The 13058-nt window shown below is 27.8% G+C and carries 18 protein-coding genes and 1 pseudogene; 11 read left to right on the forward strand and 8 right to left on the reverse strand.

Going from position 1 to position 13058, the window contains the following annotated elements; translation table 11 throughout:
• Positions 1 to 88 precede the first annotated feature (88 nt).
• The gene (locus tag AT682_RS01150) at positions 89 to 1255 is read right to left on the reverse strand and encodes a Cj0814-related protein (RefSeq protein WP_002882716.1); all 1167 of its coding nucleotides are present in this window, start codon (positions 1253 to 1255) and stop codon (positions 89 to 91) included.
• 155 nt (positions 1256 to 1410) lie between these two features.
• Here AT682_RS01150 and rpmI point away from each other — a divergent pair, with 155 nt between their 5' ends.
• Both rpmI and rplT read left to right on the forward strand, forming a co-directional pair.
• Positions 1411 to 1602, forward strand: coding sequence for a 50S ribosomal protein L35 (rpmI, locus tag AT682_RS01155; RefSeq protein ID WP_002777995.1), 192 nt, complete (start codon positions 1411 to 1413; stop codon positions 1600 to 1602).
• 93 nt (positions 1603 to 1695) lie between these two features.
• Positions 1696 to 2049, forward strand: a complete 354-nt coding sequence (rplT, locus tag AT682_RS01160) for a 50S ribosomal protein L20 (RefSeq protein ID WP_002882715.1) — start codon at positions 1696 to 1698, stop codon at positions 2047 to 2049.
• Positions 2050 to 2100: 51 nt separating this feature from the next.
• On the opposite strand, the pseudogene AT682_RS09710 reads toward rplT, so the two are convergent.
• The 4 genes and pseudogenes from AT682_RS09710 to AT682_RS10035 all read right to left on the reverse strand — a co-directional run.
• Positions 2101 to 2484, reverse strand: a pseudogene (locus AT682_RS09710) (methyl-accepting chemotaxis protein); the annotation flags it as partial.
• A gap of 256 nt (positions 2485 to 2740) precedes the next feature.
• Positions 2741 to 2893, reverse strand: coding sequence for a hypothetical protein (locus AT682_RS09715; RefSeq protein WP_167561446.1), 153 nt, complete (start codon positions 2891 to 2893; stop codon positions 2741 to 2743).
• A gap of 261 nt (positions 2894 to 3154) precedes the next feature.
• The gene (locus tag AT682_RS09720; RefSeq protein ID WP_016818214.1) at positions 3155 to 3403 is read right to left on the reverse strand and encodes a hypothetical protein; all 249 of its coding nucleotides are present in this window, start codon (positions 3401 to 3403) and stop codon (positions 3155 to 3157) included.
• Between the two features lie 4 nt (positions 3404 to 3407).
• Positions 3408 to 3773 (reverse strand): FIST N-terminal domain-containing protein, encoded by a 366-nt coding sequence (locus tag AT682_RS10035; RefSeq protein WP_016818213.1) that lies wholly within the window; start codon positions 3771 to 3773, stop codon positions 3408 to 3410.
• A 482-nt stretch (positions 3774 to 4255) separates the two neighbouring features.
• Between AT682_RS10035 and cheP the strand changes: the two genes are divergently transcribed.
• Together cheP and cheQ are read left to right on the forward strand one after the other, a co-directional pair.
• Entirely contained in the window at positions 4256 to 5113 is an 858-nt protein-coding gene (gene cheP / locus AT682_RS01185; protein ID WP_002882708.1) for a cheVAW transcriptional regulator CheP, read from the forward strand.
• A 27-nt stretch (positions 5114 to 5140) separates the two neighbouring features.
• Positions 5141 to 5620: a cheVAW transcriptional regulator CheQ gene (gene cheQ / locus AT682_RS01190; RefSeq protein WP_079263800.1), complete on the forward strand. Its 480-nt coding sequence runs from the start codon at positions 5141 to 5143 to the stop codon at positions 5618 to 5620.
• Here the strand turns inward: cheQ and AT682_RS01195 are convergent.
• Both AT682_RS01195 and AT682_RS01200 read right to left on the reverse strand, forming a co-directional pair.
• On the reverse strand, positions 5589 to 6899 hold the full coding sequence (locus AT682_RS01195; protein WP_016818212.1) for an MFS transporter: 1311 nt from the start codon (positions 6897 to 6899) through the stop codon (positions 5589 to 5591). The genes cheQ and AT682_RS01195 overlap by 32 nt on opposite strands.
• A gap of 2 nt (positions 6900 to 6901) precedes the next feature.
• Positions 6902 to 7057, reverse strand: coding sequence for a highly acidic protein (locus AT682_RS01200; protein WP_002851965.1), 156 nt, complete (start codon positions 7055 to 7057; stop codon positions 6902 to 6904).
• 92 nt (positions 7058 to 7149) lie between these two features.
• On the opposite strand from AT682_RS01200, the gene moaC reads away from it, so the two are divergent.
• From moaC to AT682_RS01215, 3 genes are read left to right on the forward strand one after another with little or no spacing between them, the layout of a single operon-like run.
• Positions 7150 to 7623 carry a cyclic pyranopterin monophosphate synthase MoaC gene (moaC, locus tag AT682_RS01205; protein WP_002883368.1) on the forward strand — a complete coding sequence of 158 codons (474 nt, stop codon included), beginning with the start codon at positions 7150 to 7152 and terminating at the stop codon, positions 7621 to 7623.
• Positions 7601 to 7864, forward strand: a complete 264-nt coding sequence (locus AT682_RS01210) for an HP0495 family protein (RefSeq protein ID WP_002869152.1) — start codon at positions 7601 to 7603, stop codon at positions 7862 to 7864. The genes moaC and AT682_RS01210 overlap by 23 nt, the downstream gene beginning before the upstream one ends.
• Positions 7854 to 9014 carry a hypothetical protein gene (locus tag AT682_RS01215; protein WP_072228454.1) on the forward strand — a complete coding sequence of 387 codons (1161 nt, stop codon included), beginning with the start codon at positions 7854 to 7856 and terminating at the stop codon, positions 9012 to 9014. The genes AT682_RS01210 and AT682_RS01215 overlap by 11 nt, the downstream gene beginning before the upstream one ends.
• Positions 9015 to 9033: 19 nt before the next feature.
• Here the strand turns inward: AT682_RS01215 and exoA are convergent, their stop codons facing one another.
• Positions 9034 to 9792, reverse strand: coding sequence for an exodeoxyribonuclease III (exoA, locus tag AT682_RS01220; RefSeq protein WP_002883366.1), 759 nt, complete (start codon positions 9790 to 9792; stop codon positions 9034 to 9036).
• Between the two features lie 117 nt (positions 9793 to 9909).
• Between exoA and eptC the strand changes: the two genes are divergently transcribed.
• The 4 genes from eptC to pyrC are packed head-to-tail and all read left to right on the forward strand — an operon-like array spanning position 9910 to position 13040.
• The gene (gene eptC / locus AT682_RS01225; RefSeq protein WP_002883365.1) at positions 9910 to 11448 is read left to right on the forward strand and encodes a lipid A/FlgG phosphoethanolamine transferase EptC; all 1539 of its coding nucleotides are present in this window, start codon (positions 9910 to 9912) and stop codon (positions 11446 to 11448) included.
• Positions 11445 to 11801, forward strand: a complete 357-nt coding sequence (gene dgkA / locus AT682_RS01230; RefSeq protein WP_002883363.1) for a diacylglycerol kinase — start codon at positions 11445 to 11447, stop codon at positions 11799 to 11801. The genes eptC and dgkA overlap by 4 nt, the downstream gene beginning before the upstream one ends.
• The gene (locus tag AT682_RS01235) at positions 11798 to 12043 is read left to right on the forward strand and encodes a replication/maintenance protein RepL (RefSeq protein WP_002851854.1); all 246 of its coding nucleotides are present in this window, start codon (positions 11798 to 11800) and stop codon (positions 12041 to 12043) included. The genes dgkA and AT682_RS01235 overlap by 4 nt, the downstream gene beginning before the upstream one ends.
• Positions 12033 to 13040, forward strand: a complete 1008-nt coding sequence (gene pyrC, locus AT682_RS01240; RefSeq protein ID WP_002883361.1) for a dihydroorotase — start codon at positions 12033 to 12035, stop codon at positions 13038 to 13040. The genes AT682_RS01235 and pyrC overlap by 11 nt, the downstream gene beginning before the upstream one ends.
• The last annotated feature ends 18 nt before the right edge of the window (positions 13041 to 13058 follow it).

Raw genomic sequence — 13058 nt, forward strand, 5'->3', positions numbered from 1 at the left:
CTATAATACTTAAAATTTTATTAATTAATTATATAAAAATTATTATTATTAAAGTATTTATAATTTATATATTTTTTAAAAAATTATTTTAAACCATCACAGACATATAAGAGTTTAAAATTTTATTTATATTTGCTTGTTTTTGACGACGATCTAAAAAATTTTCTATAGAGTTAGAACGTAGTTGATTTGCTTCTTCTAATCTTTGCGTATCTTGACTTTGATTTTGATATTGTTTTTTAAGAGCATCAAAATCATTGCGATTTTGATCGATATAAATTTGAAATATTGAACTTGAATTTGCAAATTCTCTTAAATCCATATCTTTTTGGTAGTTAATATATTGTTGAAAAAATACAGATAGTTTGTCTTGAGTGCTTGTTTTTTTATCTACGCCATTAACATAAAGATAAAGATCAAAACTCATCTTTTTTTCATTTTCTTTTTTGATGTAATCTTCTATATCTGTTTCGCCCTTGAGAATTTTTTGTAAATTTTGATGAGAGCTTAGTTCTAAAGTGGCAGGTTTCATAAAAAAGTTAAATTCTTTTTCGTTTTGAGTTTTTATATCATGGTAGATAAAATTCATTAAAAGACCAGATTTTGATACTTCTGCATTTTTAGTTAAATAAGGTTTTAAAATTTCATTAGAAGAAGTATTTTCTATGGCTTTATCAAAATGAAAATTAGTTATTTTATTATCTAACATTAAAGTATTTAAATTTGTGATATTGCTTAATGCCAAATCAATTTCTTCTTGATTGTTGTAAATTCTTGAAATTTGGCTTAAAAATTCTCCATTATCTGTTGAAAAACCTGATGATAGTTTTGAAATAAGATCGCGACTTAAATAAGCATTATCATCTTGTAAAAATTCTGAATTTATAGATTTTAATGAACTATGATAGCTATTTAAAAGATAAGGTAGATCAATTTTATTGTAGTTTAAATTTTCATCTTGTTTTGCGAGTTCTTTTGCTATGCTTCTAACGCTTTTAATGTTGATATTATAAGATTCTGGTATATTTGCAATTTTATTTAAATCTTTATCAAAAAAACCTTCTTCATTGATTCTAAATCCAAATTCACTAGCATAAGTGGTGTTGTTAAAAATATAGCTTAATTGTTCTAAGCTATTTTCATTTCCTTCTTGATCTAAGGCTTTGCTATCTTTAATCAAATTTAGAGCAGAGCTATTCTGCAAAGGATTAGATAAGGTTAAATTTTGATATGGATTTGCCGAATTTATAGTCATTTTAAATCTTTCCAAAATATTGCTGATTTTTTATAAGCAAAAGGTGTGCCAAGTTTTTTAAAAATTAAATTCAGTCAAAAATTAGAAAAAATTTGATAGTATTTAGCTTTTCTTTTAATTTGAAAAATAAAAATTTATCTAAATAAGGAAAGCGTATGCCAAAGATGAAAAGCGTTAAAAGCGCAGTTAAACGCTTCAAAGTAGGTAAAAATAAAATCAAAAGAGGCTCAGCTTTTAGAAGTCATATTTTGACTAAAAAACCTGCAAAAAGAATGCGTGATCTTCGCACAGCTAAATATGTGCATAGCACAAATGTAAAAGCTGTTGAAAAAATGCTAGGAATTTAAGTTTTTGACTAAAAGTCATTCAAACTCCCCTCTGAGATAAAATTTCAAGGGCAAGCTCCAAATTTGGACGCCACTTTATGAAAGGAAATAAAAATGGCAAGAGTAAAAACAGGTGTTGTTAGACGCCGCAGACATAAAAAAGTTTTAAAATTAGTGCGTGGTTTTTATAGTGGACGCCGCAAACATTTTAGAAAAGCAAAAGAACAATTAGAAAGAAGTCTTGTCTATGCTTATCGTGATAGACGTCGTAAAAAAAGAGACTTCCGTCGTCTTTGGATTGTGCGTATCAATGCTGCTTGCAGACTCAATGATTTAAGTTATTCAAGATTTATCAATGGTCTTAAAAAAGCAGGTATTGAACTTGATAGAAAAATTCTAGCAGATTTAGCTATGAATGATGCTGCTGCTTTTGCAAAAATTGCAGAGGCCGCAAAAAAAGCACTTTGATTTTTTAGTGTAAGAATTTCAAGATTTTTGATTCTTGAAATTCTTAATTTTTTAGCATTGATTTAATTTAGCTAGAACATCTTCATAACATTTGAGTTCATTTACATTTTTTTCAAAATCTTCGCTGACATTGCTTCTTTGTTCTAATTTATCTGAAATTTCTTTACCTGAATTTATAAGATTTGAAATGATTTTGGAAAATTCATTAGATTTATCTCTTATAAAATTCATTTCTTGAGTACTAGAATTGGAGCTTTTTGCAATGGATTGTATGGTCTGAATAACTAATTTGATAGCTCCTTCCATTTCACCTAGACCCATTTGGGTATTTTCTGAAAGTTTTCTAACTTCATCAGCTACAACTGCAAATCCACGACCAAGTTTTCCAGCTCTAGCAGCTTCTATACTTGTATTTAAAGATAAAAGGCTAGTTTGTTCAGCAATCTCTGAAATAAGATCTAAAATACTATTTAATTGATCTATATTTTCAAAGAAGATTGTACTTCTTTTTCTAAATTCATTTTTTCTTCGCTTTGGTAAAGGTTGTATTCTAGGTAGTTAGTGAAATTAGTAAAACTTTCACTAATGGTTGTAAGACTTCTTCTTATATTTTCAAGTTTTTCAAAAATTTCTTTAAATATGCTTGTATTTTTATCAATTTCTGATGTATTTTGTTTGAGTTGATTTAAGATTATTTTATTTTAATCTCATTTGTAATTTCTAGTTTTTGAGCTCTTATATTAAGATAATAGTATTTAAAATCGCTGTATTTTTGTATGAAAGTTTTTAAATATCTAGGTTTGAAATCATTAAAATTTTCAACTTCATAAAAAAATATTGCCACTAAACTTTTTGCAATTCCCACTCCATAAATTTCTCCAAAACTAGAAAAACCAACTATAGGAAAATCATTAAAATGGATTTGATTTAAATGTTCTTTGTTGTGAAGCCTTCTTAAGATACAATCGTTAAAAATTGCTCCTAGTGATTTTGGTTTATTAAGAGAAAATTTTTCATAATCTTTTTTATAGCTTCAATAAAATTTGTTTTTTTAAGCAAGCATAATTCTTGAGCGCTTTCTATATCACAATAACTAAATAATGTTTTATCTGGGTTGATTTCCATATGGGGAAATAAGATAGTCTTCTCCAATTTTTAAAGCAAAAGTATATTCTTGCATTTTATTTTTAAGTTCTTCAAAAGTGCAGTTAAAATAATTACATAAAGCTTCAACCGCGTTGATGGATTGAAAGGTTTTTTTATCAATAAATTCATGTATGGTTTTATCATATAAACTTGCATCAAGTATGGTAAAGGTGATATTGCTTTGAGGATTAAAATTTTGAGACTTCATTAAATCAAAACGATATTTTAGGTTTAAATTGAATATGTAAGCTTAAAGCTTGATTTTTTAATATTTCTCCATTATAAAATATAAATGTTCCGCTAAAGTCCATGTTTCCGCTAGATCCACCCCCTACTAAAGCACAAGGATAGGGATTGTGTTTGTATAAAAGTTCTAAAAGAGAACTTTCGCTTTGACTTAAACCATCATAAATTAAATAATGCAAAGTATTTATGCAGTGTGCTTCAAAAGGTACATTTATAGATAAAACTTCTTTTTCTATCAGTTTTTTTCTTTCTGTATAATCTTTTATATTGCTAAAAAGCTTGATTTTGTTTGTGCAAAGATTTTCTATCATATCTTCACTAAAAAGCATCAAACTTATTCCTTGGATATTTTGTTTATAAGGACTGTTTTCAATGTTTGAGTTAGAATCAAGGTTGCATAATAAATCAGTAGCACTGCTTAAGATGATATCACATTGATCATTTATAGAATTTTGAATCTTATTTCCTATGATCGCTAGATTAAGTTGATCGACACAAAGCCTATAATTAATTTTGGCTTGATATTTATTTTTTTTAATTTTTATTCAAGTTCATTTTCTTGAAGATATAGAGCTTCTAAAACTTTTTTACTTTCTTCTTTTTTTGTTGAGCTTTTATTTTTAAAATTAAAAAACATCAATTTAACTCCATTAAAACTATTTTTTAATTACTAGTTAACTAAATCAAGACACCATAAATTCGGCATTTATTTGTAATTTTTATTATACCTTAAGTAATAAAAAAATGCAATAAGTAAATTAAAATTTAGATATAATTCCAAATTATAATAATATTAATTAAGGATAAATCAAATATGATTGGAGATATGAATGAGCTTTTATTAAAAAGCGTTGAAGTATTGCCACCTTTACCTGATACTGTAAGTAAGTTAAGAAAATATGTGAGCGAGGCTAATTTAAATATAGAAACTATGAAAGTTGCTGAAATCATTTCAAGCGATCCGTTGATGACGGCTAAGCTTTTGCAATTAGCAAATTCTCCTTATTATGGTTTTACAAGAGAAATTACAACCATAAATCAAGTGATTACTTTATTAGGCGTTGGTAATATCATCAATATAGTTACGGCTGATTCCATTAGAGATAATTTTAAAATAGATGTTTCACCTTATGGTTTAAATACTCAAAATTTTTTAAAAACATGCAATGAAGAGGCAACTTTTATTACAAATTGGCTTAATGATGAAGATAAAAAACTTTCTCATCTTTTAGTTCCTTGTGCAATGCTTTTAAGGCTTGGTATTGTTATTTTTTCAAATTTTCTTATACAAAATCATAAGGATAAGGATTTTTTAGCTTTTTTAAATAAAAATGAAAATCTTGCTTTAGCGGAGAATGAATTTTTAGGCGTAGATCATATTTCTTTCTTGGGATTTTTGTTACATCGTTGGAATTTTGATGATGTTTTGATTGAAAGTATATGTTTTGTTCGCACTCCTCATGCTGCTCGTGAAGAAGTGAAAAAATCCGCTTATGCTTTAGCAATAACAGATCATCTTTTTGCTCCGCATGATGGCTCTTCTCCATTTAACGCAAAAGCTGCAGTTGCTTTACTTGAAGAGGCAAAAACTCAAGGAATTAATTTTGATTTAAACAATCTTTTATCTAAGCTTCCTAGCAAAGCTAAGGAAAATTTAAACAAAGAAGATTAAAGAGCCTTTTTAAGGCTCTAAATTGTAGTGATGAAAAGTTTAATCTTACCTCCTAATGAATTTTTAGATCACTATATTTTAAACACCGAATTTCATCGTTTTGCTGGAATTTCAAAAAATGCTTATAAATTTTGGAAAAATGTAGAAATAGGTAGATATCAAGGAACAAGAATTATATTTTTGCATAGAAATTGCATTTTAGAAAAACATCAGCAAGCTTTAAGGCAATGTAGTGGTTTAAATGGTTTTGTATTGGCAAGTGCTTTTTGTTCTTTTACTGGATTAGCCCCCTCTCATTTAGTGGAAAAAAATAATTCTTCTATTTACAAACTTTTAGAGCTTAAGGAGATTTGTGGGATTAAATTTGTTAATCTAAAAAAATTTTATGATTTTTTAGGGCTAAATTATCATCAGCATATTTATATAGAAAAATGCCATTTTTTTAGCCCAGCTCCTTTTGAAAAGCGTATTAAAATCACTGAGAGTATGTGCGTTGGGTATTATTAAGATAAGAAAAAATAAATGTACATAGCAAAGCTATAATAGCCAAAAAGAAAACATAAACTCCCAAAGAAAAACGCCAAAAATTACTTAAATTATCTAAGGCAAAACTATGCAAGAAAAAAGCAAGTTGCGGAGTTAAACCTCCAGCTATAGCATAAGCAATATTATATGAAAAAGAAAGTCCTGAAAATTTAATTTTTGCATCAAATACTTCACTCATTATTAAAGGGCAAAAATTCATCACTCCGCTAAAAAAACATACAAGTAAATATAAGCAAGCTACTAGGTTAAAATCAGCATTTTGTCTATATAGAGTATTAAAATAAAGCAAGCTTACAATTCCAAAAAAAACACTAAAAAATACACAAGATTTGATAATGCCTATTTTATCCGCTAAAATTCCACTTATAATACACCCTAGGCAAATAAGTAAAATTCCACCTATTTGAAGATAGGTTTGTATAGAAGTGTTAATTTGAAGTATTTTTGCCATATAGCTAGGCATAAGCAAAATCATTACAACAATGCAACCTGTCAAAACCCAAGTAATCATCATGGAAAGAACAATTCCCATTTTAGCTTTTTTAAACACTTCTTTTAAAGGAAATTTTTCTAAAGCCTTGTCTTTTTTCATTTGTTCAAAAACAGGAGTTTCTCTTAAAAATTTTCTCAAATAAGCAGAAATAATCCCAAAAATTCCACCTAAAAAGAATGGAATTCTCCAAGCCCATTCATGAAGTTCTTCTTGGGTATAAATTTTATTCATAATTAAAAAAACTAAACTACCTAATAAAATTCCACCTACAACTGAAGCGGTTAAAATTCCCAAATAAGTTCTTTTTTGACCTTGTGGTGCGTGTTCGTATACAAAAACCCAAGCTCCAGGAAGTTCTCCACCTATAGCAATGCCTTGACAAATGCGTATAAAAACTAAAAGCACAATACAAAGAAAACCTATGCTTTCATAATTTGGAATAAAAGCTAGAGTAAAAGTTGGAATAACCATTAACAAAATACTAATCATAAACATTCTTTTGCGTCCAAATTTATCTCCAAAATGTGCCAGTATCACACCCCCTAAGGGACGCGCTAAATATCCAGCCGCAAATATTCCATAAGTATTAAACATTTGCCAAAAACTACTTAAATCTTTTGGAAAAAAGTTTGTTGAAATATAATTTGCAAAAAATACAAAAATAATAAAATCATAAAATTCTAAAGTTCCACCTAATGATGAAAGTCCTAAAACTTTTATATCTTTTTGGTTAAGGGTTTTGCTCATTCTTAATCCATCTCATAAAAATCATCATCATTGTTATCATCATCGTATTCATAATCATCATCATCGTAATTATAATTTTTATGATGATTTTGTGGATATTCTTCATCTTCGTTTTCATAATCATCGTAATTTAAATCTTCTTCATCTTCATAAGCCATTGTTTTCTCCTTAAATAAAAATACAAAGCTTATTTTATCTTAAATTTGTTTGGTTTTGCTATAATTTTTATAATTTTTTAAAAGGTGAATTTATGAAATTAAGTCATTTAGATGAAAAAAATCATCCTAAAATGGTAGATGTAAGCGATAAAAATATTACTTCAAGAATAGCCACAGCTAGTGGTATGATATATATGAGTCAAGAAGCTTTTGATGCAATTAAAAACAATACCGCAAAAAAAGGTCCTGTTCTTCAAACAGCTATTATTGCGGCTATAATGGGAGCTAAAAAAACAAGTGAAATTATTCCTATGTGTCATCCTTTGATGCTTTCTAAAGTCGAAACTGATATTATGGAATTTGTTAAAGAATGTGCATTTAAGCTTATTGTAACAGTTAAGTGTGAAGGTAAAACAGGGGTTGAAATGGAAGCTTTAAGTGGAGTTAGTATAGGACTTTTAACTATATATGATATGATCAAGGCTATAGATAAATCAATGAGGATTACGGATATAGTGCTTGAAAGCAAAGAAGGAGGTAAAAGTGGTAAATTTGTGCGATCTTAAAAAAGAACCTCAGATCAATTATCCTACTTTTTGGGATTATAAGGTGATTTTTGAGGTGCATGTTAGGGCAAGTGAAATTTTTCAAGAAATTTTAGGCCAAAGAGAATATAAATTTGAACATTCGAATTCAAGTGCGAGTGGAAAATATCAAAGTTATTTATTAAATGTTTATGTTGATAGCAAAAAAGATCGTTTGGATATATTTGATAAATTAAAAGCTAAAGCAAAATTTGTACTTTAAGAAAGAAGGAAAAATGAAAAATACTTTAATTATTTTTGAAAATTCTTTATCAAATCTCGGTAAAGATGAAGCAAGTGATTTGCTTGAAGACTTGAGTTTTAATCTTGCGTATAAGCAAATTTCACATAATCCTCATGAAACAAAAAAAGTTTTAAATTCTCTTTTGGTTGAATTTTTAACTATTTTGAAAAAACTTGATTTTTTTGATGATGAAAATGTTACAAAGGTTATCAAAGCTTTGGTTAAGGCGAGTATTGTAGATGCTCAAAATTCGCTTTATGAGTATATTAGCGAAGCTGAATTATTAAATAAGCAGATTGAAAATCAAAAGAATTTGATTAAAAATCAAATCAGTGATAATTTTTTTGAATTCGAGAATATTTTACAAGAATGTTCTTTTTGTGATGAATTTAGCGGTGGTTTAAATGATGCTATTTTATTTGATATAGAAATGCTTGGAATTTTAAAAGAAACCGCTGAAAGTGCTTTTTTAACTACATTAGAAAAGGCTGAAGATATAGAACTTACAAGTAGTGAAATAGCTAAAAATCTCGTATATAATGCCATTTGTGAAGCTCATTTTGAAAAAGAAAGAATTTTAAAAATTTCAAGTATTATTTTAAATACCGCTTTTGAAATAGCTAATGAATCTATGGCTTATGCAAAAGATCTTTGTTTAGGCGTGATTAAAGGCACAAGAGATGGTATTGTTTTAGCAATGGAAAAATTTAAAGCTTCATTAACTTATGCAAATTTTGAAGAAGATGTTAGTTTAAAAAGCAAAGAACTAATAGGTATAGAAGATGATTTTATTGCTCTTTTGAAAAAAGAGATTCAACTACAAAATGATCCTTGTAAGAGTATAGTTGAGAATTTGCTAGAACATGAACTTGATAATCTTTTTGCTAAATTTAGACGTCTTGCAGGTGAAAGCAGAGAGCAGCTAATATTAGTTTTAAATGATATTAAGAAAAATCCAAAGATTAATGATTTTAACAAACTTACTCAAAGAAAATTAAATCGTTTTAAACAAGAAATTTTTGAATTAGAAAAAATTGCTAGCGAAAAATACAAAGATTTAAATTCCAAAAAAGCTAAAAAGCTCGGTATAAGACTTTGGGAAAAAGCAAAAAAATTTGTTAAAAAATAATATCCCATTTTTTGGGATATTAAATATCTATTTCTATACCTACAGGTGCGTGATCAGAGCCAAAAATATCATCTCTTATGAAAGCGTTTTTAAGTTTATCTTTTAAACCCTTTGAAATGAAAAAATAATCAATCCTCCAGCCTACATTTCTTTCTCTTGCTTTCATTCTATAGCTCCACCACGAGTATTTTTCTTTGATTTCACCATTAATTTCTCTAAAAGTATCTATAAAACCAAGTTTTAGCAAATCATCAATCCAAGCTCTTTCTATAGGTAAAAAACCTGAAGTGTTGGCATTGGCTTTTGGGTGGGTAAGATCGATTTCTTTATGAGCGGTGTTGACATCACCACAAATGATAATTTCAAATCCATCTTTTAAAAGCTTATTTAAATACACTAAAAAATCTGCATAAAATTTCATTTTAAAATTTAAACGCTCTTCATCTTTTTGACCATTTGGAAAATAGATATTAAAAAGCGCGATATTTTTAAAGCGGTGTTCCAAAACCCTGCCTTCTTCATCATCAAAAAATTCACATTTTTTTACTTCGCTATCAAAATTACAAAGACTCATTACCCCAGAATACCCTGCTCTTTTAGCAGAATTAAAATACATATGTTTAAAAGGATATTCATAAATTTTTTTAGGAAATTTATCTTCATGTGCTTTGATTTCTTGAAAACCTATAAAATCAATTTTTTCTTGTGCTATCCAATCAAGTGCATCTTTATCACAAATAGCTCTTAAGCCATTGACATTCCATGAAAGTAGTTTCATTATTTTCCTTAAAATTTTCATTAAAAGTGTAAATCATAACATAAAAAGATTTAAAACTACAATCCATTTAAAAAAATTCAATAAAATTAAAACCTTAAATTTGAAGGTGGGATTTATATGCTTAGATTAACTTGGTTTCAGTTTACTTTTTTTAATTCTTTGATGATTGTATTATTGAATTTTAATTTATTTTATTTTGTGTATGAAAAAAATACACAAAACTGGCTTATAACTTTTGTTTTTATTGTGGCCTATTTTGCCTTTGTTCATGTGGTTTGCTCTTTACTTTTTATAAAGTTTTTTACTAAATTTTTTTCTATATTATTTATAATATCATCTTTTTTAAGTGTTTACTTTATTAGTTTTTATGGGGTGCTTATAGATTCTGATATGATACAAAATGTTGTTCAAACAGACATTAAAGAAGTAAAAGATTTGTTAAATTTAAAATTAATCTTATTTGTTGTTTTGGCTTTATTATTGGTTTTTTATGTTGTTAAAGTAAAAATTGATTATTATGGTAGTTTTAAATCCCATATAAAAATTAAAATTATCAATATAATATCAGGTTTGATTGTTGTTTGTGCGATTTTAATCCCTTTAAGTAAAACTTTCTTACCTTTTTTTAGAAACTATAATGAAATAAGAATGTATAATACTCCTTTTTATCAAATTTATGCCGTATATCGCTATTATGTTCGTTTTGTGAAAGCTAAGCCAGAATTTAAAACTATAGCTAATGATGCTTATAGAGAAAACAATCACACTAAAAAACTTTTAGTTTTGGTGGTGGGTGAAACCGCTAGAGCGGCAAATTACTCTTTGGGTGGATATACTAAAAATGATACCAATTTTTATACCAAAAAAGATAATGTAGTCTTTTTTGATAATTTTTCATCATGTGGAACAGCAACAGCGGTAAGTTTACCTTGTATGTTTTCTATTTCTAAGCGTAGAGATTATTCAAGTTCAGAATTTCAAGAAAATGCGATGGATGTGCTTTATAAAACAGGTGTAGATGCTGCATGGTTTGATAATAATTCTGGTGGTTGTAAAGGGGTTTGCAATAGATTAGCTTATAAGCAAAAGCTTTCTAGTGATTTGGATGAAAATTTACTCACCCCTTTTAAAGAAAAATTAAATCATTTAAGTGATCAAAATATAATAGTTCTTCATTTGCAAGGTTCTCATGGGCCAACTTATTATAAACGCTATCCAAGCGAATTTAAAAAATTCACTCCAACTTGTGATACTAATGAGCTTTCAAAATGTAATAGCGAAGCTTTAATCAACACTTATGACAATACTTTGCTTTACACAGACTATCTTTTAAGTGAGATTATAAAACTATTAAAAGAGCAAAAAAGCTATGAAAGTTCTTTGTTTTATCTTTCAGATCATGGTGAAAGTTTGGGTGAAAATGGTATTTATCTTCATGGTATGCCTTATGCTATAGCGCCAAGTTATCAAACTTATATTCCTGCTATTTTTTGGAGTAATGATAAAAATTTAATGAATTTAGCTAAAGAGCATAAAGGTTTAAAACTTTCTCAAGATAATCTTTTTAGCACTCTTTTAGGATATTTTGATGTAAAAACAAGTGTTTATGAGCCAGAATATGATTTATTAAATTCTAAACTTAAGGCAAATCCATGAAGCCTAAATATCATTTTTTAAATAATGCAAGATATGCTTTAGAAGGGTTTTTTGCTTTATTTAAAAATGAAATGGCGTTTAGAATTGAACTTTGCATTATTATCCCCGCGGTAGTTTTTAGTTTTTTCTTAAAAGTTAGTTTTTTGGAGCATTTGTTATTGGTAAGTGTCTTAATACTTATCTTAATTGTAGAAGCTTTAAATTCGGCTATTGAAGCTTGTGTTGATTTGATTACAAATGAATGGCATGAAAAGGCAAAAATCGCTAAAGATTGTGCGAGTGCGGCAGTGTTTTTTAGTGTGCTTTTAGCTCTTTTTGTTTGGGGCTTTATTTTATATAATATTTACTTATGAAATTTGAAAATTTAATACGAGAAATTTTAGGAAAAAAGCGTTTTGAATTGTTAAAATTTTTATGTGAAAATGCCGATGAAAATGGTTTTATTATGATTAAAATCAGTGATCTTGAAGAAAAATTACATCAAAGTAAACCTACCATCATCGCTACTTTTAAGTTTTTAGAAGAAAAAAAACTTTTTAAGCGTCTTAAAAATGGATTTTATCAGCTAAATATAGGAGATAAAAATGAAACTTAAAAATCTTTTAGATATGCATTTGCATTTAAGAGATAATCAAATGTTAGAACTTATTGCACCTTTGAGTGCAAGAGATTTTTGTGCAGCTGTGATTATGCCAAATTTAATCCCTCCGCTTTGCAATTTAGAAGATCTAAAAGCTTATAAAATGCGTATCCTTAAGGCTTGTAAAGATGAAAATTTCACTCCTTTAATGACACTTTTTTTTAAAAATTATGATGAGAAATTTCTTAAAAGTGCCAAAGATGAAATTTTTGGTATTAAGCTTTATCCAGCAGGAATTACAACAAATTCAAATGGTGGAGTTTCAAGTTTTGATATAGAGTATTTAAAACCTACTTTAGAGGCTATGAGTGATTTAAATATTCCTTTGCTAGTGCATGGAGAAACAAATGATTTTGTAATGGACAGGGAAAGTAATTTTGCTAAAATTTATGAAAAATTAGCCAAACATTTTCCACGACTTAAGATTGTTATGGAGCATATTACCACTAAAACTTTATGTGAACTTTTAAAAGATTATGAAAATTTATACGCGACAATCACTTTACATCATTTAATCATCACTTTAGATGATGTTATCGGAGGTAAAATGAATCCTCATCTTTTTTGTAAGCCTATAGCCAAGCGTTACGAAGATAAAGAAGCCCTTTGCGAACTTGCTTTTAGTGGTTATGAAAAAGTTATGTTTGGAAGTGATAGTGCGCCTCACCCAAGAGATACTAAAGAGTGTTGCGGTTGTGCTGCAGGTGTATTTAGCGCCCCAGTGATTTTACCTGTTTTAGCTGAATTATTTAAGCAAAATAGCTCAGAAGAAAATTTGCAAAAATTTTTAAGCGATAATGCTTGTAAAATTTATGATTTAAAATTTAAAGAAGATAAAATTTTAACTTTAGAAGAAAAAGAATGGCAAGTGCCAAATGTTTATGAAGATAAATACAATCAAGTCGTGCCTTATATGGCCGGAGAAATTTTGAAATTTCAATTAAAACATTGATTTTCCACCTTAAAGGTG

Source organism: Campylobacter jejuni (assembly GCF_001457695.1).
Lineage (GTDB): Bacteria > Campylobacterota > Campylobacteria > Campylobacterales > Campylobacteraceae > Campylobacter_D > Campylobacter_D jejuni.